We start from the raw sequence: 24,814 nt of genomic DNA on the forward strand, positions 1-24,814 counted from the left end.
TTAGTACGTCCTGTACGTCGAAAGCAAAACGGTCCGCCGTAGCGGTCGCTTTACACTTTACCTTCTATCTTTGTCAACAGATAGATGGAAGGAACGATTAACACCAGTCTTTATGATAAACAAGTTATTTTTTAAGGTGCGAAATTTGGATTTTTTTAAATCTTTTTGAAGCTTCTTCCATTTGTAGTATGATGGAACCAGTCTGAAAACAAGGAGTGCAAACGCATGCGGGAACAGCCTAATATAAAAATTGCCACAGATGCTATCAAAGCATGGCAGCTTACAGCACACATATATGCTCTTATCTTTTTATTAATCACAATCGGAGCCATCGCTGTTTATATTATTTTCGATTTTCTGCCATTCTGGATTATTTTCATCATAGCTGGTCTTACTATTGTGGAATGGATTATTACAGCATGGATTATTCCTAAGCTGAGATGGCGCAGATGGCGTTATCAGGTTTATGATCAGGAAATATATATACAGCATGGAATACTTATTGTAACCCGGACGATTGTACCTATGATTCGTGTCCAGCATGTTGATACACAGCAAGGTCCTATTCTGAAGAAATATAAATTGGCAACTTTGGAAATATCAACTGCAGCAACTACCCATCAGATACCTGCTTTATCAGATGAGGAAGCATCCAATTTACGTGATCAAATTTCTGAATTAGCAAGGGTGGAACAAGATGATGTCTAATCCGAAACGACTGCATCCTGCTGCAATCCTATTTGATATTATCCAAGCCTTGAAACAATCCATTCTTGGTATTTTGCCAATTGCCATTATTGTCATCAGTAATGGCGCTTCGTTTTACCTGATGATTGGTGCAGCGGCTATTATTGTATTAATTATTTTATCCAGTGTTTTATCGTGGTTTCGTTTCACCTATCAATTAGAGGAAGACCAATTACGGATTGAACGGGGCATTATCGTCCGTAAAAAGCGTACTATATCCAAACATCGCATTCAATCTATCGATCTATCACAGAATGTTATTCATCGAATCTTCGGTTTGACAAAGGTCGCTATTGAAACAGCAGGGAATGATTCCTCTACGGATGCCGTATTATCTGCTGTCAGTATGGAAGACGGGCGCATGCTCCATGATGAGTTAAAATATAAAAAAAGCATTTCAGGAACAGCATCTCCAGAGGCACTGGAAGAAGCTGATATAGAACAGAAAAAATCAGATGAGTCCAGTCTTCCTAAGAGAACCATTACGCTTAAAGCACTAATTATTACCGGGTCCACTTCAGCAAGCTTTGGGATTTTAATTGGATTATTCGGTGCTGCCTTCTCTCAAGTGGAAGCAGTGATCCCTGATCAGTTTTATAATGATGCCGTGCGCCTGGCTCTGTCACTCGGTATGCAAATTATGATTATTTTTGCAATCATCGTTATTTTATTTTTATGGGTATTGAGCATTCTCTATACAGTGATTAAAGATTGGAAATTCACCATTACACGTTATGAAAAAGAACTGTTTATTACACGGGGCTTGTTAGAAAAGAAACAAACAACGATTCCGCTGAAACGAATACAAGCTGTCGGAATAAAAGAAACCCCTCTTCATCAGCTATTCGGTTTTGCAAGAATTTATGTTGAGATTGCCAGCGCAAACACAGATAATAACCAGGAAGTGAATACGGTTATTTTTCCGTTACTTCGTAAAAAAGAGTTTGCATCTTTTTTATCTGAATTTTTACCGGAGTACAGCTACAACACGGAGAATTTGATGCATCCGCCAAAAAAAGCATTGCCTTACTATTTATGGCGCTCTATCAATATTCCATTACTGGCTGTTATTATCGTGGGAATCTTCTTTTCATCCTATATTTGGATACCTGTTATTATCATGCTGGTCTTTGGGATTATGGGCTTTGCGGTGTTCCAATCGATCGGCTCTGCTATTGATGATCAACAGATAACCGTTCAGACACGTATCGTCAGCAAGGATACTGCTATTATTCCACATCGCAGAATCCAAGCTTTACAGCAAAAACAGCATCTGCTTCACCGAAAGCAGTCCCTGGCTACGCTTGATATGGCTATTTTAAATAAAGGCAGTGGCCGGCATTTTGTGATCAAGGAGCTTCGTACAACGGACAGCTATTACATTGCCGACTGGTATTCCTATCAGGAGAAAACTTCCTCTGACATAAACCATTAGAAAGCGGAATGGGAGAGATGTGACCCATTAATGGTACTTGGTGAAAGGTGATATAAAAAAAAGAATCTTTCATCTAACTATGGCATTATAAAAACTCTGATTAAATATAGCGTAAAATCATTTAATCAGAGTTTTTATATTCATAAGTATTCTGACTGCTTTCTTCAGCGGAAACGTTTGTTGAAAAGCTAAATAATAAAATAATTGAAAGTAATAAGATTGAAAGGGATGAAGCTGCCTATGGGAAAAAAACAAAAGCGGAATCTTATTTTTTGCACTTCGCTATTCGCTATCATTCTTTTCCTATTTATTATTTTTCAAGATTTATTTGATTCTATTATCCTCGATTATATTGGGGATTCAGTCATCCTCGGTTTTTTCTTTATCATTATATTCTTATCATTAAAACAAAACCGTGCTTTCTTTTCTGAGAAACTGACATTTGATTTTTTTCGAAGTATAAAGAATTATATTTATGTCTTTGTGGGTTATATACTCGTAGTTGTTTCGTCAGGGGCAGTTTCATATCTTCCTGTCAACAGTCAGGATTATGAGGTAGAAATCGTACAGATCACTTCTATACCGATTATCATCTTGTTTATAATAGCAACTGGTATATTTGTCCCCGTTTGGGAAGAGTTATTCATGAAAAGAGTCATTTTGGATTTTTCACGCATTTATCTGCCGTTTTGGCTGGGAATGGGACTATGATTACTCGCTCCACTGGAAACATTTGTGCGTCAAAAACTCCCACTGAATGAAGTTTCGTTTTATACTTCCTTATCTGCCTAAAAAACCAGTTAAAATCGACTGTTTCGATTTTAACTGGTTTTTTCATTTTAATTCTTATTTTTCTGTCCGATAGACTGTTCCAAAAGTTTCAGCCAGCTGCTTAGACTGCTTTCTCCGCTCTGCACGGCGATTGGCACGAAGCGGAGCACTTTCATGAAGCATTTTTTCGTCATCTGTTTCTGGATAGACAGGTGGCACTTCTACTGGTCTGCCGTTTTCGTCAATCGCAACAAACGTCATAAATGCAGTTGTGCACGCAGTTCTCGTACCGGACCGTATATCCTCTGTAATCGCCCGGATAAAGACCTCCATGGACGTATGGCGTGTCCAGGTTACAAAGGCTTCTATCGAAATATATTGCCCGACTCTTACAGGCGCCAGAAAATCCACAGAATCCGTAGATGCTGTTACGACAGGATTATTCGCATGCTTTACTGCTGCAATCGCAGCAATATCATCAAGGTGCGCCATTAATTTCCCGCCAAATAAAGTTCCATATTGATTCGTATCCGGGGGAAGTACATGTGTTGTTTTTAAAGCCAGTGATGCGGAACAAGGTTTTGCATTCATTTTTATTTCCTCCTGCTATTATGCTATTTTATCTGTTTTTTCTTTTTTATAAAACTGGTGAAATCAAACGTGAGACGGATTCTTTAAAACGAATTCCGATAGAACGTTTATCATATAACTTTTTCGTCATTTGTGTAGAATGCCTTAAATCTTTATCGAACTCGACAATCAACCGTTTGACAACTTCAATATCGTATAAGAAGGCATTGACTTCAAAATTGAGACGGAAGCTTCTCACATCAATATTTGCCGTACCGACAGTAGCTATCTTCCCATCAACAATCACTGTTTTGGAATGTAAAAATCCATTCTGGTAAATAAAAATCTCTGCGCCGGCACCAAGCAAATCTCCACAATAGTACATGGTCGCCCAGTAGACAAAGGGATGATCGGGCTTATTTGGAATCATGATCTTCACATCCACTCCGGACAACACAGCGATACGAATTGCATCACGCAGACTCTCATCCGGGATAAAATAAGGCGTCTGGATATAGATATACTCTTCTGCTTCCATAATCATTTTAATATATCCATTTTTAATTTGCTCATACTCCGAATCCGGGCCGCTTGAAACAATCTGCATGCCTGTATTGCCTCCAGAGATGGTTTGGAAATGTTCTTCTTCATAGGAAATTCTTTGCTTGGAGGCCTGGTTCCAGTCTAATACAAAACGGGTTTGCATGCTTTGAACAGCATCTCCAATGATCCGCAGATGCGTATCACGCCAATACCCGAATTTCTTTTTTAAACCTAAATATTCATCCCCGACATTAAAGCCGCCAATATATCCGACCTCCCCATCAATAATAGTTAATTTTCGGTGATTCCGATAATTAATTTTAAAATTAATTATAAATTTGGATGGGAAGAATGCTTCAACAAGAACGCCCGCTTCCTTCAATTTCTTTATGTAGCTTTTCCTGAGTGATCTGGAACCCATATCGTCATATAAGAGTCTGACACATACGCCTTCTTTTGCTTTTCTAATCAAGGCATTAGCAAGTCTGTTTCCAAGCCCGTCACTCCGCATAATATAATATTGCACATGAACATGATGCTTGGCCCGGCTGATATCTTCTAAGAGGGCCTCAAATTTTTCATGGCCGTCTGTAAATATATCTACTCCATTGTTTTCTGTATAAACAGCGTTAGCATTACGGAGATGAAGATAGACTAAATCCTGATGATTTTTTAAGTCTGCATGATTTAATTGGAAAGTGTCATCCTCAATGGCATTAATTTGTTTTTGTACAGCCTTCTTCACATCCATCCGGCTCCGCTGGTCCCATTTGAATATACGGCGATTGCTGATAGGCCGTCCAAAAATTAAATAAAGAATAAATCCTAAAACAGGAATAAACAATAGTACCATTACCCATGCCCAGGAAGAAGTCGGATCTTTCCGTTCCAAAAAAATAATGGAAATAGCTAATGCAATATTTATAATAAAAAGTAATCCAATAACTATTGAATAAACGCCCATATATCCTGCTCCTATCACTTCTTCTCCAACAAAAGGGAGTTCTGCTCTTATAATAGCACAAAATGGAACTTCCTTCAGTGAAAGTCCCTGCATTTCTCCCGCTTCATCAGACTTCGATGACACTTCTCATTCAAAATACTGTCAGTCCGAAACAGGGATGTAATCGTCCGTGGTCTCCCGCCTGAATAGAAGTCTTTTCTTCTTTATTCTGAGACGGGAGATTTTCGGGCAGTTCCTCTTTTGTTCACTATTCCCTAAAAGAGGATATTCAAAAACAAATAAATTATTTTTAGCGATCCAAAGCCTGCTCCAGATCCTCCCAAATATCCTGCCAGGCTTCTATTCCAACAGATAATCGTATTAAAGAGTCTGTGATTCCCATTTCCCGGCGGCGTTTATCAGGGATTACCGCATGTGTCATGGTTGCCGGATGCTGAATCAATGTTTCTGTATCCCCCAGACTTACTGCTATGCTGATAAATTGCAGGTTATTAAGAAAGCCCTGTGCTTCTTCCTTTTCTCCATCTATTTCAAAAGAAAGTGTTCCTCCGCCGGATTTCATTTGCTTCCTCATAACAGAATACCCTGCAGCATCCGGGTCTCCCGGATAAAATACCTGTTTCACCTTTGGATGCTGTTTCAGCTTTTCTGTAATTTGTAAGGCATTATCAGAGTGCCTATCCATTCGAAGCGGTAATGTCTTTAACCCGCGGATTACCAGCCAGGCATCGAATGGTGACAGCACACCGCCAATATCCTTCTGTGTGGTTGCTGCGATTTGTTCCATTAATTCTTTTTTTCCTGCTGCTAATCCTGCAATGACATCTCCATGTCCGCTTAAATATTTTGTAGCACTATGCACAACAACATCTGCTCCCAGCTCTATCGGGCGCTGCAAATACGGTGTGGAGAATGTATTATCGACTACGACAAAGGCATTATGTTTCCTTGCAAGATGAATTACCAGTTCCAGATCAATCACTTCCATTGTCGGGTTAATGGGTGTTTCAATATAGAAAACCTTTGTTTCCGGCTTTATTTTAGCTTCTATATTTTTTACATTGGACATATCTACATAGTCTGTCTGGATATTATACTTTTCATCCATCATAGATAATAATCCAAACGTGCAGCCATATAAACCAGAAGAGCAGATAATATGGTCATTTGCTTTGGTCAGAGCAATTAGAACTGCCGAAATTGCAGCCATACCCGAAGCAAATGCCAGCCCTTTCTCTGCCTTTTCAAGCGCTGCCAGCTTTTTCTCCAGCACCTGCACAGTTGGATTACCGATTCGTGAATAGACATATCCTTCCTCTTCTCCAGCAAACCGTGCAGCTCCCTGTTCTGCAGTATCAAAGGTAAATGTGGAGGTTTGAAAAATTGGCGGTGTTAAGCTGCCGAGCATTTCTTTTGAATCATACCCCTCATGAATCATTTCTGTTTCCATGTGCTTAAATTTTTTGCTCATTTATTCTCTCTCCTATCCTTTATATTAATGATAAATTCTGATGAGTCTATATATTTATAATAAAGTATTCCTGTGCTGTTGGAAATGTTTCAGATTCAGAAATTTGCCCGGCTTTATGGAACAGCGGTCTTCTTATTATAAAAAGTCGTAATAACTTATTTAAAAAAGCCATTGATTCCTTGCTGATAAAGTTTTACTATTAGATTTAGTTTGATTTTTTCAGAAGGTAGGAATAAGAAATGGATAATAAACCTTTACAACAAGGGGCGATTATTACCTTTGTTGCTTATTTATTATGGGGGATATTCCCGATATATTGGAAGTTTCTCGATAATGTCCCTGCTGGTGAAGTACTTGCCCACCGGATTGTATGGAGCCTGGTCTTTATGGTTTTCTTAGTGCTTGTTACAGGTAACTGGCGGCAGTTCATAGAAACGGTACAGCTGTTGAAAAAGGACAGAAAGAAAACAATTGCTATTATTACAGCTTCTATTGTTATATCTATTAACTGGTTCTTGTTTATTTTTTCTGTACAGCATGGGCATGTGCTGCAGGCCAGCTTAGGATATTATATCAATCCTTTGATCAGTATTTTATTGGCAGTCTTTGTATTGAAGGAAAAAACAACCAAAGGCCAGGTTCTTTCCTTTATTCTCGCTGGTATTGGTGTGCTCTATTTAACTTTAAGCTATGGTGTGTTTCCATGGATTTCTCTGTTATTAGCGTTGACCTTTGGTTTTTATGGACTCATAAAAAAAACAATAAACCTCCATGCTATGTATGGACTTACCATTGAAACACTGGTGGTCGCACCGGTTGCCCTGTTATATTTAATATTTATTCCATCGGAAGGATCATTTACTTTCTCTCCATTATTTGCATCGGATAACCTGTTATTAATTGGCGGCGGTGTTATTACGGCAGTTCCTTTACTGCTGTTTGCGGCGGGAGCCAAACGGATTCCATTAGCAATGGTCGGATTTTTACAATATGTTGCACCGACGATTATGTTCTTCCTGGGTGTGTTCTTATATAATGAGACATTTACTGTGCATCATATGATTACATTTGCGCTTATATGGGTAGCTCTTATTATCTATATGGCAAGTATTTATCGGGATACACCACGAGCCAGGAAAAAAAAGAATATAAAAGCTTAATTGAACACAGATAAAATATGAAGCGGTAGTCCTTGCAGCACATTACACTGTGATAAAATACGACTTTTCATCTGTCCGCTGCCTCTTAAAAAGAAAACATTTACTTGTTGACTTCACCAAATATTAATGGTTTAATGTACCTATTCGAGAAAATATATCTTTTGTGAAATATAATCGGGATTTGTTACTTTAAGTAGGCATTACCCATGTAAAAATGAGGCCATGTTGGCTGTCATTTTTGCATGGGTTTTTTTGCGTATACATACAGGAGGTGAACAATTACTACCATGAAATTCTTAAAAGCTTACAACAATAATGTCGTGCTGGTGAAGGACAGTGCTCAGATCGAATGGATAGTCATTGGAAATGGGATAGGTTTTCAAAAACATTATGGCGACATCGTTAAAGAGGACCATATCCGCAAGAAATTTGTCTCAACAGAAATAGATAATCAGATATCTCTCGAAGAAATTTTGCATAGCATTACCTTTGAAGAACATCAAATGACGATGGATATTGCTCAACTAGCCAAGAAAGAGCTGGATATTAATTTCTCTTCCATCAATTATCTTACTCTGGCAGATCACTTACATCATGCCATTTTAAGAGCTAAAGAAGAAAATACGCTCTCTACGGATCAATGGGAAGTCAGCAAGCTTTTCCCTAAAGAATATCTATTTTCAAAAAAAGTCATTGAATTTCTTAAATGTAACTATGACTTTCATTTACCGGACTCAGAAACCTCTTTTTTAACATTCCATTTTATTACTGTGCGAAACAATTGGGAAGTTGTTTCTCAAACAATGGAGATGACAAAACTGATGAGCCGGATTGTGGAAATTATCCAATATGATTTTCACGAAAAAATGGATAACACCAGTTCAACCTATAGTCGTTTTATCACGCACCTTCGTTATTTCTTTTTGCGTTACAGTACAGAAGAAAGAACGGAATACCCATTAAACAAGGATATTATCAAGCTCGTTTCTGAAAAATATCCACGGGCATTTAATACCTGTAAAAAGATTGCCAACTACCTGTATGAAGAAATGGAATGGACCTTAACCGATGATGAATTGGTTTATCTCACATTCCATATCATTCGACTCATGGATAAAGGAGATTAATGATGGAAAAAGATATAGCAAATCAGATTATTGATTTGGTTGGAGGAAAGGACAACATTACAGATGTCTGGCATTGTGCCACCCGGCTGAGAATGTTCGTCCATAAAAAAGACCAGGTTGATGTTGAAAAAATAAGTAATATAAAAGGCGTTGTAACAGCGCAATTCTCAGGAGAACAATTACAAATCATTATCGGTAATAAAGTAGCAAAAGTTTATGCTGAAGTTACAGAAATTACAGGGCCCCTCGGAAATCAGAATGACAAATCCGACCGCTCCAATAAATCAGGCTCAGGTGTTATTTCAACAATAATGGAAACCATTTCAGGAATTTTTACACCGATTCTGCCAGTTATCGCCGGAGCAGGTCTATTGAAAGGTTTGCTTACGCTATGTACAGGATTAGGCTGGTTGTCCGAAGAAGCAGATATTTATAAGGTTCTGTTTATTGTCGCTGACTGTGCGTTTTACTTTTTACCTTTCTTGCTGGCCTCTTCAGCTGCCAAGATATTTAAAACAAATAACTTCTTAGCTATTACAGTAGCTGGTTCGATGCTTTACCCAACGATTTTGGGCTCCTATAACGCGATATCAGCCGGACAAGAAGTAGACCCTATTACGTTATTTGGATTAGTCAATGTACCATTCTTAAATTACAGTTCATCCGTAATACCGATTATTTTAGGTGTTTGGTTATTAAGTTATGTAGAGCCTGCGATTAAAAAAATAGTACCAAGATCACTTAGTATCATGTTTACACCTATGTTCACGCTTATTATTGTTATCGTTGCCACTTTAGTTGTATTAGGACCGCTCGGTAACTATATTGGTGAAGTATTAGCGATTGCAATCAGCTGGCTGTTTAATCATGCAGGAATTATTGCCGGGCTTTTACTCGGAGCCACGATGCCATTAATTATTATGACAGGTATGCATTATGCGTTATTCCCGCTGGTATTCAATAACTTTGCTTTACTCGGCCATGATAAAATGTTAAACCCTGTAGCATTAGTTACCAATGTTGCCCAAAGTGGAGCTGCTTTCGCCGTTGCTTTCAGATCAAAGAACAAAGAAATGAAAGAATTGGCTACTTCATCCGGTGTGTCTGCCTTATTAGGTATCACAGAACCGGCGATGTATGGAATCAATATTAAACTAAAACGTCCTTTCTATGCTTGTTTAATTGCCGGAGGAATCAGTGGTGCAATCGTTGTAGGATTCGGCTTGAAGAGTTTCGCCTTCTTAACAGGTATTATCTCTTTGACTGCTTATGTAGAGCCAGGGAATATTTGGAACGTAGTTATTGCTATTAGTGGTTTTGCATTAAGTTTTGTGCTAGCCTTTATTCTTACACTTATTTTAGGATTCGAGGATATCCCTGAAGAAAAATTGGAAGAGGAAATGGGTACAGGCACAGCAGACAAACAAAAATCTTCAAAGTCTGATTCAAACACAGATAATGCTCCTGTGACCTTGACAGAGAAAAAGGAAATTGTCTCCCCTGTAACCGGGAAAGCCGTTCCGATTGAAGATGTTAATGATAAAGTATTCTCCAAAGAAATTATGGGAACTTCTTATGCAGTAACGCCCAGCATGGGAGAGGTCGTTGCACCTGTTGATGCAGAAATCATGTATGTAGCAGACAGCAAACACGCAATTGGATTGAAAACAAAAGAAGGTATTGAACTATTGATCCATATCGGAATAGATACAGTGGAACTGAAAGGAAAATACTTTGAAACAACTGTCAAGGCAACAGATCAGGTAAGTAAAGGAACGGTGCTGGCAACCATGGAAGTGGAGAAAATCGCTGAGCTTTATGATCCGACGGTTATTACGATTATAACAAACACGCAAGACTTCCATCATATTGAGAAACAGCATATCAATCAAAAGGTCACACCAGCTAATACTATTTTTGAAATTGAGTAAGGAGAGATAAATCATGTCTAAAACAAATATGCCTGAAGGATTTTTATGGGGCGGTGCTACTGCTGCGAACCAAATTGAAGGCGCCTGGAATGAAGATGGAAAAGGACCTTCTTATGTAGACGGGCTGATTGCGTCAAGGGATATCCAAAAAAGATATGCTAAGAATGCCCCGGAGGATTCCTATTTTCCGTCTCATCAAGCGATCGATTTCTACCATAGGTATAAAGAGGATATTGCTTTGTTTGCAGAGGCCGGCTTTAAAACGTATCGTATGTCAATCGCCTGGTCAAGGATTTTTCCGAATGGAGATGAAACTAAGCCAAATGAAAAAGGGTTGGCATTTTACGACAACGTCATCGACGAATTGATCAAGCATCAAATAGAACCGATTCTTACTATTTCTCATTTTGAAATGCCTCAATACCTTATTGATGAATATGGCGGATGGGCAAATCGCAAGCTTATTGATTTCTATGCTAATTATGCAAAGGTTTTATTCAAGCGTTACAAAGGCAAGGTAAAATATTGGCTGACCTTTAATGAAATTAATATGGCTATGTTTCTGCCGCAGATGGCACTCGGTATTCGTATCGATGCCACAGATGAAGAAAAATATCAGGCGATCCACCATCAGTTTGTAGCGAGCGCCTTAGCTGTGAAACATGGGCATGAAGTGGATCCCAACAATCAAATAGGAGCGATGCTTGGCTACGCTCCTATCTATCCGCTGACTGCTAAACCGGCAGACGTTTTTGTAGCAAAACAAAAGGAGCTTCAAAAGCTATTTTTTGCGGATGTACAATTGAAAGGCTATTACCCGGAAAGAATGCTCGCCTATTTTGCGGCTCAAGCTATTAATGTACACTTTGCTAAAGGAGATTCAGAGTTACTTGCCGATTATCCTTGTGATTATTTAGGATTTAGTTACTATACATCTACGACCATGAGTAATAACAAAGATAAAGATCTAAGTGAAGGTAATGGTATTCTCGGTGAACGCAATCCTTATTTGGAAGAATCCGAATGGGGCTGGCAAATTGACGCTCTAGGTTTAAGATTTGGCCTGAATGTTCTTTACGACCGTTACGAAAAACCTTTAGTTATTGTTGAGAATGGACTTGGCGCTGTCGATAAGATAGAAGATAACGGCGAAATCATAGATGATTATCGAATCAGTTATTTGGAAGCTCATATTAAAGCGATGCAGGACGCCATTACAATAGACGGCGTAAACTGCTTTGGTTATACGGCCTGGGGATGCATTGATCTTGTAAGTGCAGGTACAGGACAGATGTCCAAAAGATATGGTCTAATTCATGTTGATAGAGATAATGAAGGAAAAGGTACTTTAAACCGGACGAAGAAAAAATCCTTTTATTGGTATAAAGATTTAATTGAGCAAAATGGGCTTAACTAATGTGTTCATAACTATTCAAATCAACAGGTAATGAAAGCTTTTCTATTAGTTGCATATCAATTTTATAAAGCTGCTCCAAGTAATTATATTGGGGCAGCTTTATTATTTACATTCTTGAGATTCATAGTATTGTTTTGGTGCTTATCTAACATTACTAATCGATGTTTTTTGTATTTAATACAGGGAAGTATCATCTATGTCTTCCTTTACTCCAGAACGCACCTTTCCGAAAGAACCCATCCATTAAATCCAAATGAAGAATATATCTTATTTGGTAATTTAAAATTTTACTATCGTGGATTTTACTCATCAGTAATTCCCCTCTCATTCCTTTTTAAAAATGAAACCCTATTAATTCATAGTAAACTACTTGACATTTAATCTCTATAATTATATACTCTCTAGTAATTTCTAAATATTTAGCATAATCTCTTATCAAGAGCGGCGGAGGGAATAGGCCCTGTGAAGCCCGGCAACCTGAACAAAAACTGGTGCCAAATCCTACAGATTAATCTGAAAGATAAGAGAGAGTTCCAAGTCGACGACAAGAGCTCTCTTCTTAAAAGAAGAGAGCTCTTTTTTAGTAACAGAAGGCATCTAAAAAAGGGAGGAAATAAAATGTCAAATCATCCAGTCCAGCAAGATGAAACAATTTTATTACACGGAGGCCAGGTTCCTGACCCAACAACCGGATCCCGTGCCGTACCGATCTATCAAACTACTTCTTACGTATTCCGTGACACAGAGCATGCGCAAAACTTATTCGGGCTGGCAGAGCCTGGAAATATTTACACACGAATAATGAATCCAACTGTCGATACATTTGAACAGCGGATCGCCCAATTAGAAGATGGGGTCGGAGCTTTAGGTGTGGCATCAGGGATGGCAGCCATTACCATGGCCATTCTCAATATTACACGTGCCGGTGATGAAATTATTGCAGACAGCAATCTATATGGCGGCACTTATAATTTATTTGCCAACACGCTCCCCCGCTATGGAATCGATGTGAAATTTGTAGACGGAACAGATCCAGAAGCAATTGAAGCTGCGATTACAGATAAAACAAAAGCAATCTTCGGTGAAATCATTACAAATCCGAGCCTGTATGTTTTTGATGTGGAAACCGTTGCTGATATTGCTCATAATCATGGCATTCCTTTAATTATTGATAATACATTTGCTACACCTTATGTTTCCAAACCATTAACATGGGGCGCAGATATCGTTGTGCATTCTGCAACGAAATGGATTGGCGGACACGGCACAACAATTGGCGGAGTTGTTGTCGACAGCGGCAGATTTGACTGGAACAATGAAAAATTTCCTGATTTTATCGAGCCGGATACAAGCTATAACGGCTTAAAATATGCTGACTTAGGCCCGGCTGCCTTTATTACAAAGCTGCGTGTCCAATTATTACGTGATATTGGACCTGCTCTAAGTCCGCAAAACGCTTTTTTATTGCTTCAGGGATTGGAAACCTTACATTTACGCATCAAAAGACATAGTGAAAATGCAGAAAAACTGGCTGCCTATCTGAAAAAACACCCTGCTGTAGAATGGATCAACTACCCGGGGCTGCCATCACATCCATCTCACCAGCTTGCCCAGAAGTATTTAAAAGGCGGTTTTGGTTCTGTTATTACGTTTGGTATTGAAGGAGGCCGTGATGCCGGCCGTACCTTAATTGATAATGTAGAACTCTGGTCTCACGTTGCCAACGTCGGTGATGCAAAATCGCTTATTATCCATCCTGCTTCTACAACTCATCAGCAATTAACAGATGAGGACCTGGCAAAAAGCGGTACGACAGAAGAATTAATTCGTCTGTCTGTTGGTTTAGAAGCATTTGATGATATCGTAGCTGATCTGGATCAGGCAATTGATAAAGCGACCGGAAAATCACAGGGCAATCAGAAATCTGCAGAGGAAACAGCGGTAACAAATCTGCTGCAATCTCCTTTTGACCGCAGTGAAGGTGTCCGTAAAAAACGTATTGTAGCTGTCGGCATTTCGGACGAGGATATTGCACCTCTATATAAATTAGGTTATGAGGTTATTCCTGCAACAGATATAGATGAGATAACAACAGACATACTAACCGGGGCGGATGCGATTTGGCTGCAAGAAGGAAAGCCGACACCGGAAGAAAATGCAGCTTACCAGGGTACTATTTTGTTTACAGATGCAAGCCCTGATGTAACATCTGAAGTATTTATTCTTTCCAATATCCAGCCGGCAAAATTTGCTCTGGAATTACGCAGTTTCAGAAATTAATTAAAATAATTATACAAGATCCGTCTTTCCTCTATAGAACATTTGATGTTTTATTGTTAAGAAAGACGGGTATTTTTATGTTATAATGATATTTAGCCGCGTCTTCTACATAAAATTAGAAGGCGTTTTTCATTTAAACCTGTTTATTATTTATGATCCTTGATTAAAATAGGAATATAAATAATAAACATCTACTCTATCAAATTATTTTACTTAAGTAATTTTCTTTGTTTCAACATAAACTAGAAGAAAAGAACACGTAGGTGTGATCATGAAGATGACGAAAAAAAGATGGCTTATTCTTATCAGCTCCATTCTTATTATCATTATAGCTGTTTTTTCGATTTTACAGCTTCCATATTTTCAATTAAGCTCTGAACAACGGGAAAGAGAAGAAGCGCTGAAAGAACAAATTACGCCTGAACCAGCGGAAAATAAGGAAGAAGATACAGAAGACGGCAGCGAGGAAGTTATGGGGGACGTGGATGAACAAGAAAATGAGGAATTAGCTGTCGATGAACCCTTTGAAAATACATTTGAATTTGCTTCTGAGGAAGATGTAGATATTGTCGCACTCGGTGATTCATTGACCCAGGGCGTGGGAGATGACACAAATCAGGGAGGCTATGTCGGGATATTAGACAGGACACTTCAGGCCCTTGATACAAATGTCCATTTTGATAACTTTGGAAAACGTGGAAACCGCTCTGATCAGCTGCTGACCCGTCTGGAAGAAGAGCCTGAATTGACCGATGCTTTAGAAGAAGCGGATATTATTATCATTACCATCGGTGCAAATGATATTATGCAGGTGTTAAAGGAAAATATTATGGATTTGGAAATCAGCTATTTCAATGAGGAACAGTCTTTCTACGAAGAACGGCTCAGTGAGATATTCGATAAGCTTCGTTCTATTAATGCTGACGCTTCTATTTATCTATTAGGCATATTTAATCCTTTTAAAAATTATTTTGAGGACATTCCAGAATTGGACCAGATTGTTGCTGATTGGAATACTATAGGAAGAGAGACAGTCAATCAGTACGACGACAGCACCTTTGTACCAATTGACGATTTATTTGAAGACGAGACGGCAAATTTATTCTCAGACGATAACTTCCATCCTAATTATGATGGATATTATTTAATGGCTGAGCGTATTCTGGAATATTTTAATTAAGTTGGGATGAAAACACAATGAGAGTAAAAAATAGACAAATAAAAATAAATAATAAATGGAAAGCCGGCTTTTTCACTCTCCTTATCTTTAATGCAGCTGTCTTACTCCTTTTGCTGGCGCTTATTTTTTGGCCGGTTTCCAAAAACGAGTTTCCGCAAAATGCTGTGATAGATGATCAGGAAAGCTCTGAGTTTTACATTCAGACAACCAAGCAAAACTTAAACAATTTAATCAATGCTTACATTGAGAAATTGCTTGAGGGCACAGATCATCATTACCGTATTTTTCTTGAGGATGATGTACACCTGATGGGAGAATTGCCTGTTTTCTCCGCTACAGTTCCTCTCTCCGTCCGTTTTGAACCGATTGAACAGGCTAACGGAGATCTTGTTTTACAGCTGAAGTCTATCTCTGTCGGGCTTTTAGAGCTGCCAAACAAAAAAATCATGGAATATATGGATAAGTTTTTACCAACACCTGAATGGGTTACGATAGATCCGGACAGCCAGGAGATTTATGTAGCTGTAACAGATATGAATTTGCAGGGGAATTTCGATGTAGCTGTACAGCATATGGATTTAGAAGCGAATAATATTACCATGAAGCTGGTCGTTCCTTATGAAACACTCGGCATTCAGGATTTCTCAAAAGAAGCAATGCAGAGCCTGTTTGAATAAAGTATAACAAAAAGCACGGAGCCTCCATTCAGGAAGCTCCGTGCTTTTTGTAATCATATTTTAGCAAAGTCTGTATTTCCTTATACTGGTAAGGAAGCACAAATGCCCGGGTTTTTAAGATTTTAATCTCAACACTATAAGAGGGCGTTCAAAAAGTCTGATAAATAGGACCAAGAAGTTCAAGGCGACGAGCTTTTTACGAACGGAGCGTATGCTTTATAATACGTGAGTATCGGAAAAAGCTCGTCAACGCAGAAATTCGCCGTGTCATCTTTATTGGACTTTTTGAACACACACCTATAAATTAGAAATATAAGATAATGATGGCTGCTCTGTTGATGATAAAGAATCTTCATCTTGATAATGTAACAATACCCCTTCATAAACAAGCTTTAGATCCGGAGCAGTTCGAATATCCTCCGGAGTTGTAAAGCAAGGGTCTTTTGTTAAAGAAAGGCTCGTCACATCCTGTAAAATGGTTGCCACAAATTGTGAACAGAAAAAGGCTGTCTGCCGTGTAATTTTTATTTTCATCATGACTCCAAATAAACCAATAAAATTATACCGGTATTTTTCTTTGTCAATCTCTATATTTTGAATAAAGGATTTAATATATTCATATTCTTTGTCGGTCACTTTAAGCTCATAAATTTCACACATGGAGTGATTTAAGTATGGTGAAAAAATATCCTCTTTCACAAAGCCACCGATGAATGGGTTATCAGGCTGTTTTCTCCCAAAGCTGTAAACCTCTGTCAATTCTCTATCTAAAGCAATAGAAACATGGTTTAAAGGCTCTTGGGTATACAGATGAATCAATCGTGACAGATAGCTTCCTGTATCAGTAAACAGCAAATAAACCGTCTTGCTTTTCATCTACTTGTTCCCCCTCTTCGGACATACCCCTTTTTATTAATATATACAAAAATATTTTAATATACAATAGCTGGTGCAAAAATTGATAAGTGTATTCCTTATCTGGTATATATTCCCTTTAAGTAGACTTGTTTCTATTTAAAAAAGGATATGATTAATGGTGATTTCTCTTATTCTGTTATACATTTAATTACGTATTAAATGGCAAAAAGTTTCAATGGATTATTTAATTTGTCATTAGCTCGTTCTTATTTATCAGTATATGAAAATTATCTGAAATAGCATCCTCTTGCGGTAAAATTTCCACACCCATTTGCACTCCTCCTTTTCTCAGCTTGATGAAGATTACTAATAACGAAGCTTTGTGTTCTTCCGCTTTATTTTTAAGTTATTTTTATCTTACCGGTTATTTTATCCATCCGGAATAACCCAGCGTCATATTTTCAACTAAGCCTTCAGGTCTATATCTCTATATAGCTGAAAATTGAGATACTTTCATAGATATAGCGGTCTTATCTTGCATTGTTTCCGTAAATAACGTAAGCTTATTTTGATAATGATTTAATGGAGGCAATTAATAAAATGTTAACAGTAACTAATGTTAGTTTACGATATGGTGACAAGAAGCTTTTTGAAGATGTAAATTTAAAGTTTACACCGGGAAATTGTTACGGTGTTATTGGAGCAAATGGAGCAGGAAAATCTACTTTCCTAAAAATTCTTTCTGGTGAAATTGAGCCGCAATCCGGGAATGTGTCTCTGACACCAGGGCAGCGTCTGACTGTTTTAAAACAGGATCACTATGCTTATGAAGAGCATCCTGTGCTGGAAACGGTATTAATGGGTCATGAGCGTTTGTACAAAGTGAAACAGGAAAAAGATGCTATTTATATGAAAGCAGATTTCAGCGAAGAGGACGGTATCCGTGCCGCTGAGCTGGAAGGTGAATTTGCAGAAATGAACGGGTGGGAGGCGGAATCTGACGCAGCCGTGCTTCTTAAAGGTCTTGGTGTAGAAGAATCTGTTCATGATTTAAAAATGGCCGAAATTCCTGAGGAACAAAAGGTAAAAGTACTACTTGCGCAAGCCTTATTCGGTAATCCCGATATTCTTCTTCTTGATGAGCCTACAAACGGATTGGACATTCAGGCAATCCAATGGCTGGAAGAATTTCTTATTCAATTTGAAAATACGGTTATCGTTGTATCCCATGACCGTCACTTTTTAAATAAAGTATGTACACAAATTGCGGATGTCGATTTCGGAAAAATTCAGCTCTATGTAGGGAACTATGATTTCTGGTATGAATCCAGCCAGCTTGCTTCTCGTATGGCTCAAGAGTCTAATAAGAAAAAAGAAGAAAAAATCAACGAGCTGAAAGAATTTATCGCACGTTTCAGCGCAAATGCTTCGAAGTCCAAGCAGGCGACCTCCCGTAAAAAAATGCTGGATAATATTACATTGGATGATATTAAACCATCCTCCAGAAAATATCCATACATTGCCTTTACACCAGAGCGTGAAATTGGAAATGATTTATTACAGGTGAAGGATCTGTCTAAAACAATTAACGGGGTAAAAGTATTAGATAAAGTGAATTTTATTTTAAATCCAAATGATAAAGTGGCATTAGTCGGAAGAGATGACATTGCCAACACAACTTTACTGCAAATTATTTCTGGTGAATTGGAGCCGGATGAAGGTTCCTATAAATGGGGTATTACAACATCCCAATCTTATTTCCCAAAAGATAATTCTGAGTTCTTTGACGGGTCTGATTTAACGCTGGTAGATTGGCTCCGCCAGTATTCTCCTGAGGATGAAACAGAAACATTCCTGCGCGGTTTCTTAGGAAGAATGCTATTTTCCGGAGAAGAAGCGAAGAAAAAAGCAAATGTACTCTCCGGGGGAGAAAAGGTTCGCTGTATGCTGTCTAAAATGATGCTTTCCAAATCGAATGTGCTTATTTTAGATGAGCCTACGAACCATCTTGACCTTGAATCTATTCAGGCATTAAATAATGGGCTCGTTAAATTCAAAGGATCCATTGTCTTTACATCACATGACCATGAATTTATCAACAGTATCGCCAATCGTATTATGGAAATTACGCCAGCTGGTATTGTCGATAAAGAAATGTCGTATGATGAATACGTTCAGGATAAAAAGCTGCAAAAGCAAGTGAAAGAAATGTATGTAACTGCATAATTATTGGGCTTTTTTATAGAAAGCATAAAGACTTCGGTAAATGAATTTATCGGAGTCTTTTTTCTTATATAAGGATAAGAAAATTTAACTTAAAAGCATTAAAAAGCGCTAATGATCAGGTACCTTTTATATGTATAAAATAAGAAACCACTACTAAATAATCCAACCGTCAGTAATGGTTGATATTATTCTAAAGAATCGGCAATACGAATTAACGATTTTTTGTCGTATTTACCGTTAGCTCTTAAATATAATATATACTCAAATTTTTCTTCAAATATATTTATAATTTTACTTAAATCTTTAGAATATCCCATTCCCTTATAAACTTCTTCTTCAGTCATTGGTTTTTTAGATGTAAAATCATCTTCTTCAGCCAAAGTATTAATCGCAAAACAACTGAAAGAAATAATTGTAACGGCAATGATTAATAATATCTTTTTCATTGCGCACCTCCCTTTTCTATATTGGACTAACTATTATATTTTATACAGGATGAATACTGTACCTATTTATTATAATTTGACCTCTATTTTAAGATTATCTAAAAAGACCATAAGAAACCCATCTTCATAAATGGATTTCTTATGGTCCTGAAATCTTCTGAATCGATTAATCTCCCTGATTTGACGGTGTCTTATATTTTAAGCGGCCCGGCCACTTTTACCTTAACAAGCAATGCTTGTCCCGGTAAATAAGCTAACGGGAAGTCCTCTAATTGAATAATTTGAATCTGATTCGGATCTGCGCCTGCTGCAACAGCATTTTTCACTGCTTCTGCTTTCGCATTCTCTATAATGTTTTCATAGCTGTCATTCTCCAGTAAATAAATTCGTTCCACGGTGCCGCTGATATCTCCAAGAGCCGCTCCAATTGCATTTGCAACACCGGCATGTGCAGGGCGGATCACTTTACTTGCCCCTTTGAGGGCTTCCGGCATAAGTGCCGCTCCTCCACCGACTAAAACCACCGTTGCATCTTCACTATTGGTTTTCATGCGGTCAATTGCTTCTTCTACCACATGCGTCATCGTCTCATAAATATCATCAACAGGGAGGTCTTTGAAGGAGGCAATATCCGGTTCGCCAAAATGAACCTGTCCCTTGGCAATGGCAATATCCGTTGCAGTTAATGTCTCTCCTCCAAACGCTTTGGCTTCCTCCATCAAGCGATATCCTACGCTATCCGGACCAACCTTCCAGCCATTATCCTCGCGATGAATCCTTGTTCCTCCACCAAATCCAACGGAATAAATATCCGGCATCCGATAATTAGTACGTACTCCCCCTACTTCAACGGCCAAGGATGTTTGACGTGGAAAACTGTTGGCCAGTACACCAATATCTGTTGTTGTCCCGCCAATATCAACAACAATGGCATCCGGTTCATTGGTTAAATGAGCTGCGCCCCGAATGGAATTAGTAGGTCCGCAGGCAATAGTATAAATCGGATATTTCTGTGCGTATTCATTCGTCATCAGCGTCCCATCATTTTGTCCAAGGAAGATTTTTGCCTGAATTCCCTCTTGTTCCAAGGCTTGCTGGAAACCTTCCGATACCCGGCGGATAGTACTCATTAACGCAGCGTTCAAGATAGTAGCATTTTCCCGTTCAATTAAGCCGACAGAGCCAATTTCACTTGAAATAGAAATTGGAATTTCAGGCATTGCTTTACTTAAATATTCAGCAACATATTTTTCCTGTTCATTTTGAACTGGAGAGAAAACACTTGTAATAGCAATGGAATCTACTTCTCCTTTTAGTTTTTCCACCGCGTTTTGCAGTTCACTTTCCTCTAATGCAGCAATTGGTTCACCATTATATTCATAACCGCCATGAATTAAAAGGGTCACCGGGTCCAGTTGATCGACTAAATCCTGCGGCCAGTCTAACAAAGGTGTAACTGCTGATCCTGATGGGAGGCAAATCCGGATTATACCAACACGATTTAATCCTTTTCTTTCCACAATGGCATTGGTACAATGTGTCGTCCCAAGTGTTGCCACATCTATTTTTTCAGCGTTTAATTTTGACTCTTCCATCAGTTTAGCCAATGTTTGTTTAATACCGGAAAATATATCTTTTGTAGTAGTTGATTTCGTACTTGCTAAAATTTCATTATCTGCACTAAGAACCACACCATCTGTATTCGTACCGCCTACATCAATTCCTAATCTGATCATTGGTCAGCCTCCTTCGCCAGTGTTTCGAGCGGGATATATTCATAGTCATACTGGAAGTATTTTGGCCCTGCTGTTTCAATGCCAATGTCTGTTCTCCATTTTTCGTGAGCTGGAAAAGCTACTACTACAACACGGGCACCATATTTCAACCCTTCTGTAGTAATCGGCATTCCTGTTTCTTCATCCAGTACTGCGATTAAATCTGGTGTAATGGCTGCAGGCTTCCCGTTCACTTCTGCCAGTAAATGTTCATTTTGGAAAAATAATTGACAGGTGCTTTCCTTGTCCTCATCCGACCCTTCAAAGATTGCTTTTCCACGCGTAAATCCACCTTGGATCTTCCGCTCAATTTGGATTGCCTTTCCTGTAAATAATTTATATCCATTCAGTTTTTCCAGCATTTGTACAATTGGATGGATTTTTGCTGTCCGCTCATTTGTCAATAATGCACCAATTTGCTGTGCTAAGGTTAATGTATCCGGGATGACGCTTTCTTTGGCCTGCTTGCCGCTGATTCCATAATCACTGACAATAGAAGAACCTCCCATCACAATGGTAATCTGCCTGGATATTTTTTCACTCCAGATGCCGTCTGCCGGTTTAATAGAAACGACGTTTGATTTTTCATCAGCTAATGTAACGAGCTCCGGCTTCAGTCCATCCAAGTGAAAGGTTACCATCTGTGCTTCCGGGAAAGCTCTTCCCATCGCATCCCCATCTAAAATAGGAATTCCTTTCATCGCTGCAACCGCAACGGGAATCAAGGAATTAACTCCGCCAATTTCGATTGGCATCACGACATCGACTTTCTTTCCAACCGCTTCTTCGTATGCTTCCAACGGTGCTGTCAGCTGATCGAAGGAAGGAATTTTTTCGACTAAGACACTCGGCGAACCCATTCCGGAAACAGGCAGAACAAAATGATCGTCCTCCAGTTCTTCTAATGTAACCATTTTTACTGGTCCATATTTTTTTATAGCTGATAATGCCAGCATTTTTCCGATATAGGGATCTCCGCCGCCACCTGTTCCTAACACAGCAGCGCCTATTGAAATATGCTGAATATCTTCCTCATTTAACCATTTCATATAATTTATCTTCCTTTCTGTTCGTTAGCTTTCATAATTAGAATAAATATAAGCTGTGCAACAAAGGCAACAATAAAGCTGTCCAATGCCGGTATTGTTGTAAAATTAAATAGCTCCAGTCCTGTTGGTCCAGGGGAAGTCATCCAGTTCACAGCTGCACCTAAAAACCATGCCAGCAGCGGGAGCAGTTTGAAATTTCTATCCTGCCCAACTGCTACAGTAAAATATTTCTGTTTCCCAAAATAATAGGATGCTGTATAAACCCCTGCAATTGGCGTGATAAACATCGACATAATCGTTAAGAAGTTAATAAAATTATCATAAATGCCAAGCACTGCCAATAACGTTCCTAAAATTCCTGCAATCAAAGTTAATAATCCCTTATGCACTTTAGTGAAAATGACTGCAAAGCTCAATCCAGATGAATAAGCATTGCTCGTATTGGTTGTCCATTGGGCTAAAATCAAAACAAGAATACCCGGAACCCCTAACCCTACCATAATCATAATGGTTGTCAGGCTGTCTTCGTCCATAATTCGTGACAGAATCATAGAAACAATAATCATAAAACTGTTACCCACAAAGAAACCGATAAAAGAAGCTAAAACAGCGTCCTTTTTTGTCTTGGCCCATCGGGAAATATCCGGAGAAATAACCGCTCCCGTAATAAATACACTAATTGCTAAAGAAATCGCCATCCCCATTGTAAAAATATTATCAACTGGTGCACTTAATGCTTCTGTTCCATACTTATTAACTGCCAGTCCAATTGTTAAGAAAATGAGAATTAACAACAATGGTACTGCCCATGCGCTCAGCTTTTCAATTGCTTTATAACCGTAAATAGCTGTCGAGGTCATTAATATTCCGCCAAGAGCAGCTAATAATGGTAATGGCACATTTATATGGAAGGCATGCTGAAATATCGCTGACGCATTCTCCGCAAAAAATCCTGTCTGTACACCAAACCAGCCTAATAAAGCAACCGCCATAAAAAAGGATACAAACTTTGCACCGGAAGCTCCGAAGGTAAACCTGGAAATCATCGAAGTAGAGAATCCGGTCGCTGTCCCTACATAAGCACAAAAAGCTGCCAGAACTCCAAGTATCCCGGAGCCGATTAAAACAGAAATCAGCGCATCCCCAAATGCCATTCCACTTCCTAATTCAACACCAAAAATAACGGCGGATAAATCAATTCCTACTGCAATCCATACTAACGAAATCGTAAACCAATGTTTTCTCTCTTCTTGTGGTACGGGCTCTCTCGCGAAATCGTTGTTCATTTATTTAACTTCCTCTCTCAATAAACATTCAATGATGTTTATGGCATATTCCATTTGTTTTTCTAATTCTTCTTTTTCATAAATATTTATCTCCCAGAATATCCCATCCATAATAATAAGAAACTGTTTGGTTAACATTATTGCTTTTTCTTTAGATATATCCGGATATTCTTTTTGCATCTTTTCTGTCAATGTTTGCTCCATCCATATATCAAATTGTTGCATATGTTCATGCAAGAATGGCTTAATTCCCGCCGGAGGTGAGTTAACTAATGAAATATAAGCATTCGTTTCATTCTGTCTCTCTCTATGGTAAGCGACCGTTTTTCGAATAATTGTCTGGTAAATATTCAGAATCGGCTGTTCAATAACTTCTCCCATAATATTCTGAATATAAGTAAGGTGAGATTCCAGTATCCATTTAAACGCAGCTAAGAAAAGCTCTTCTTTATTTTTATAAAAAAAATAAATAGAAGCCGGTTTGATATTTACTTCATCTGCAATCTTCTTCATGGTCGCACCATGATAATTGTGGAGCGAATATTGATTAATAGCAGCTTTTAAAATCTTTTCTTTAGTCAAAAAATTCACCACCTAATGATTGTTAGGTTAGATTATAAATGATTAAATATACATTTTCAAGTATATTTTTTTGGAAGTTTTATATTAGATACTGAAATATAACGCTTTCGATATACTATTGTAATGATTTATTACTATTTATTATTTTTGATAAAATGTATAATTATGCTCAAATTATTATACTCTTCCATTTTAGATTATTAGATAAAATTGGAAGAAAATTGAATAATTCCGTTCTGCTGTACATTATAAAAAGCACCTCTCAAATAATGAGAAGTGCTTTTAAAAAATATATAAGTGCATTTCCACCGAAACAGCT

The 24,814-nt window shown here is 38.2% G+C and carries 20 protein-coding genes and 1 riboswitch; of the genes, 11 read left to right on the plus strand and 9 right to left on the minus strand.

All coding sequences use genetic code 11. The annotated features are described in order from the left end of the window. The first annotated feature begins 225 nt into the window (after window positions 1–225). The 3 genes from BN1068_RS07980 (at window position 226) to BN1068_RS07990 (ending at window position 2,893) form a co-directional block, all read left to right on the plus strand. Window positions 226–708: a PH domain-containing protein gene (locus tag BN1068_RS07980; protein WP_077602327.1), complete on the plus strand. Its 483-nt coding sequence runs from the start codon at window positions 226–228 to the stop codon at window positions 706–708. Further along, window positions 701–2,182: a PH domain-containing protein gene (locus BN1068_RS07985; RefSeq protein ID WP_254846732.1), complete on the plus strand. Its 1,482-nt coding sequence runs from the start codon at window positions 701–703 to the stop codon at window positions 2,180–2,182. Before BN1068_RS07980 ends, BN1068_RS07985 begins: the two co-directional genes overlap by 8 nt. Window positions 2,183–2,422: 240 nt before the next feature. Next, window positions 2,423–2,893, plus strand: coding sequence for a hypothetical protein (locus BN1068_RS07990; RefSeq protein WP_077602329.1), 471 nt, complete (start codon window positions 2,423–2,425; stop codon window positions 2,891–2,893). Between the two features lie 135 nt (window positions 2,894–3,028). Here the strand turns inward: BN1068_RS07990 and BN1068_RS07995 are convergent, their stop codons facing one another. From BN1068_RS07995 to megL, 3 genes are all read right to left on the minus strand, one after another. Further along, window positions 3,029–3,544 (minus strand): acyl-CoA thioesterase, encoded by a 516-nt coding sequence (locus BN1068_RS07995; protein ID WP_077602330.1) that lies wholly within the window; start codon window positions 3,542–3,544, stop codon window positions 3,029–3,031. 46 nt (window positions 3,545–3,590) lie between these two features. Continuing rightward, window positions 3,591–5,030 carry a cardiolipin synthase gene (cls, locus tag BN1068_RS08000; RefSeq protein ID WP_077602880.1) on the minus strand — a complete coding sequence of 480 codons (1,440 nt, stop codon included), beginning with the start codon at window positions 5,028–5,030 and terminating at the stop codon, window positions 3,591–3,593. 289 nt (window positions 5,031–5,319) lie between these two features. Beyond that, window positions 5,320–6,501: a methionine gamma-lyase gene (gene megL, locus BN1068_RS08005; RefSeq protein ID WP_077602331.1), complete on the minus strand. Its 1,182-nt coding sequence runs from the start codon at window positions 6,499–6,501 to the stop codon at window positions 5,320–5,322. Between the two features lie 239 nt (window positions 6,502–6,740). On the opposite strand from megL, the gene rarD reads away from it, so the two are divergent. The 7 genes from rarD to BN1068_RS08040 all read left to right on the plus strand — a co-directional run bounded on the left by rarD (window position 6,741) and on the right by BN1068_RS08040 (window position 16,273). Then, on the plus strand, window positions 6,741–7,661 hold the full coding sequence (rarD, locus tag BN1068_RS08010) for an EamA family transporter RarD (RefSeq protein ID WP_077602332.1): 921 nt from the start codon (window positions 6,741–6,743) through the stop codon (window positions 7,659–7,661). Between the two features lie 287 nt (window positions 7,662–7,948). Next, on the plus strand, window positions 7,949–8,788 hold the full coding sequence (locus tag BN1068_RS08015; protein ID WP_077602333.1) for a PRD domain-containing protein: 840 nt from the start codon (window positions 7,949–7,951) through the stop codon (window positions 8,786–8,788). A 2-nt stretch (window positions 8,789–8,790) separates the two neighbouring features. Continuing rightward, window positions 8,791–10,719, plus strand: coding sequence for a beta-glucoside-specific PTS transporter subunit IIABC (locus BN1068_RS08020; protein WP_175637107.1), 1,929 nt, complete (start codon window positions 8,791–8,793; stop codon window positions 10,717–10,719). 13 nt (window positions 10,720–10,732) lie between these two features. After that, entirely contained in the window at window positions 10,733–12,136 is a 1,404-nt protein-coding gene (locus tag BN1068_RS08025) for a glycoside hydrolase family 1 protein (RefSeq protein WP_077602335.1), read from the plus strand. Window positions 12,137–12,565: 429 nt separating this feature from the next. Beyond that, window positions 12,566–12,663: riboswitch (SAM riboswitch) on the plus strand. Between the two features lie 91 nt (window positions 12,664–12,754). Further along, window positions 12,755–14,416 (plus strand): O-acetylhomoserine aminocarboxypropyltransferase/cysteine synthase family protein, encoded by a 1,662-nt coding sequence (locus BN1068_RS08030; protein ID WP_077602336.1) that lies wholly within the window; start codon window positions 12,755–12,757, stop codon window positions 14,414–14,416. A gap of 277 nt (window positions 14,417–14,693) precedes the next feature. Next, window positions 14,694–15,596: an SGNH/GDSL hydrolase family protein gene (locus tag BN1068_RS08035; protein WP_254846733.1), complete on the plus strand. Its 903-nt coding sequence runs from the start codon at window positions 14,694–14,696 to the stop codon at window positions 15,594–15,596. A gap of 17 nt (window positions 15,597–15,613) precedes the next feature. After that, window positions 15,614–16,273, plus strand: coding sequence for a YpmS family protein (locus tag BN1068_RS08040; protein ID WP_077602338.1), 660 nt, complete (start codon window positions 15,614–15,616; stop codon window positions 16,271–16,273). Between the two features lie 297 nt (window positions 16,274–16,570). Here the strand turns inward: BN1068_RS08040 and BN1068_RS08045 are convergent, their stop codons facing one another. Next, window positions 16,571–17,149, minus strand: coding sequence for a hypothetical protein (locus BN1068_RS08045; RefSeq protein WP_077602339.1), 579 nt, complete (start codon window positions 17,147–17,149; stop codon window positions 16,571–16,573). A gap of 582 nt (window positions 17,150–17,731) precedes the next feature. On the opposite strand from BN1068_RS08045, the gene BN1068_RS08050 reads away from it, so the two are divergent. Then, entirely contained in the window at window positions 17,732–19,357 is a 1,626-nt protein-coding gene (locus BN1068_RS08050; RefSeq protein WP_077602340.1) for an ABC-F family ATP-binding cassette domain-containing protein, read from the plus strand. Between the two features lie 185 nt (window positions 19,358–19,542). On the opposite strand, the gene BN1068_RS08055 is transcribed toward BN1068_RS08050, so the two are convergent. From BN1068_RS08055 to BN1068_RS08075, 5 genes are all read right to left on the minus strand, one after another. Next, a complete protein-coding gene (locus BN1068_RS08055; protein WP_077602341.1) occupies window positions 19,543–19,803 on the minus strand; it encodes a hypothetical protein in 261 nt (86 codons plus the stop codon). 191 nt (window positions 19,804–19,994) lie between these two features. After that, window positions 19,995–21,539 (minus strand): hydantoinase/oxoprolinase family protein, encoded by a 1,545-nt coding sequence (locus tag BN1068_RS08060; RefSeq protein ID WP_077602342.1) that lies wholly within the window; start codon window positions 21,537–21,539, stop codon window positions 19,995–19,997. Then, complete coding sequence (locus tag BN1068_RS08065) at window positions 21,536–22,627, minus strand: S-methyl thiohydantoin desulfurase family protein (protein WP_077602343.1); 1,092 nt, start codon at window positions 22,625–22,627, stop codon at window positions 21,536–21,538. The genes BN1068_RS08060 and BN1068_RS08065 overlap by 4 nt, the downstream gene beginning before the upstream one ends. 5 nt (window positions 22,628–22,632) lie before the next feature. Next, the gene (locus tag BN1068_RS08070; protein ID WP_077602344.1) at window positions 22,633–23,913 is read right to left on the minus strand and encodes a cytosine permease; all 1,281 of its coding nucleotides are present in this window, start codon (window positions 23,911–23,913) and stop codon (window positions 22,633–22,635) included. Further along, a complete protein-coding gene (locus BN1068_RS08075) occupies window positions 23,914–24,495 on the minus strand; it encodes a TetR/AcrR family transcriptional regulator (protein WP_175637108.1) in 582 nt (193 codons plus the stop codon). Window positions 24,496–24,814 lie beyond the last annotated feature (319 nt).

The sequence above is a fragment of the Oceanobacillus sojae genome (genome assembly GCF_900162665.1).
In the GTDB taxonomy this organism is placed as follows: Bacteria; Bacillota; Bacilli; order Bacillales; family Amphibacillaceae; genus Oceanobacillus; species Oceanobacillus sojae_A.

What these genes read in the sequence shown, in the direction of transcription:
- BN1068_RS07980 (WP_077602327.1), top strand. Translation starts at nt 226, where the DNA reads ATGCGGGAACAGCCTAATATAAAAATTGCCACAGATGCTATCAAAGCA.
- BN1068_RS07985 (WP_254846732.1), top strand. Translation starts at nt 701, where the DNA reads ATGTCTAATCCGAAACGACTGCATCCTGCTGCAATCCTATTTGATATT.
- BN1068_RS07990 (WP_077602329.1), top strand. Translation starts at nt 2,423, where the DNA reads ATGGGAAAAAAACAAAAGCGGAATCTTATTTTTTGCACTTCGCTATTC.
- BN1068_RS07995 (WP_077602330.1), bottom strand. Translation starts at nt 3,544, where the DNA reads ATGAATGCAAAACCTTGTTCCGCATCACTGGCTTTAAAAACAACACAT.
- cls (WP_077602880.1), bottom strand. Translation starts at nt 5,030, where the DNA reads ATGGGCGTTTATTCAATAGTTATTGGATTACTTTTTATTATAAATATT.
- megL (WP_077602331.1), bottom strand. Translation starts at nt 6,501, where the DNA reads ATGAGCAAAAAATTTAAGCACATGGAAACAGAAATGATTCATGAGGGG.
- rarD (WP_077602332.1), top strand. Translation starts at nt 6,741, where the DNA reads ATGGATAATAAACCTTTACAACAAGGGGCGATTATTACCTTTGTTGCT.
- BN1068_RS08015 (WP_077602333.1), top strand. Translation starts at nt 7,949, where the DNA reads ATGAAATTCTTAAAAGCTTACAACAATAATGTCGTGCTGGTGAAGGAC.
- BN1068_RS08020 (WP_175637107.1), top strand. Translation starts at nt 8,791, where the DNA reads ATGGAAAAAGATATAGCAAATCAGATTATTGATTTGGTTGGAGGAAAG.
- BN1068_RS08025 (WP_077602335.1), top strand. Translation starts at nt 10,733, where the DNA reads ATGTCTAAAACAAATATGCCTGAAGGATTTTTATGGGGCGGTGCTACT.
- BN1068_RS08030 (WP_077602336.1), top strand. Translation starts at nt 12,755, where the DNA reads ATGTCAAATCATCCAGTCCAGCAAGATGAAACAATTTTATTACACGGA.
- BN1068_RS08035 (WP_254846733.1), top strand. Translation starts at nt 14,694, where the DNA reads ATGACGAAAAAAAGATGGCTTATTCTTATCAGCTCCATTCTTATTATC.
- BN1068_RS08040 (WP_077602338.1), top strand. Translation starts at nt 15,614, where the DNA reads ATGAGAGTAAAAAATAGACAAATAAAAATAAATAATAAATGGAAAGCC.
- BN1068_RS08045 (WP_077602339.1), bottom strand. Translation starts at nt 17,149, where the DNA reads ATGAAAAGCAAGACGGTTTATTTGCTGTTTACTGATACAGGAAGCTAT.
- BN1068_RS08050 (WP_077602340.1), top strand. Translation starts at nt 17,732, where the DNA reads ATGTTAACAGTAACTAATGTTAGTTTACGATATGGTGACAAGAAGCTT.
- BN1068_RS08055 (WP_077602341.1), bottom strand. Translation starts at nt 19,803, where the DNA reads ATGAAAAAGATATTATTAATCATTGCCGTTACAATTATTTCTTTCAGT.
- BN1068_RS08060 (WP_077602342.1), bottom strand. Translation starts at nt 21,539, where the DNA reads ATGATCAGATTAGGAATTGATGTAGGCGGTACGAATACAGATGGTGTG.
- BN1068_RS08065 (WP_077602343.1), bottom strand. Translation starts at nt 22,627, where the DNA reads ATGAAATGGTTAAATGAGGAAGATATTCAGCATATTTCAATAGGCGCT.
- BN1068_RS08070 (WP_077602344.1), bottom strand. Translation starts at nt 23,913, where the DNA reads ATGAACAACGATTTCGCGAGAGAGCCCGTACCACAAGAAGAGAGAAAA.